1 pseudogene is annotated in these 291 nt (G+C 47.1%); it reads left to right on the forward strand.

Going from position 1 to position 291, the window contains the following annotated elements:
- Positions 1-291, forward strand: a pseudogene (locus C1E99_RS00525) (YhgE/Pip domain-containing protein); the annotation flags it as partial.

Here is a 291-nt window from a genome sequence, read left to right on the forward strand (position 1 = left end):
TGGGGTAGCGAGTCTTGCTTCAGGTGCGGAGCAATTAAATGCTAATTCCTCTCAGCTCATCGCTGGGGTGGGACAATTGCAAACAGGAGCAAGCCAGGTTGAACAACTGGTAACAGGAGCCAATCAATTGCAGGCAGGTTTGGAGCAACTCGCTAGTTCAACTAGTTTGTCTGCTGAACAGTCTAGTCAAATACAGGCCTTATTGACAGGCCTTCCTCAGTTGCAAGCAGCCATCAATCAATTAAATGATAGCCTATCAAGTATCGGAGGAGTTGCAGTAGATACCTCTAC

This window comes from Streptococcus suis, from assembly GCF_002964045.1.
GTDB classification, from domain to species: Bacteria; Bacillota; Bacilli; order Lactobacillales; family Streptococcaceae; genus Streptococcus; species Streptococcus suis_U.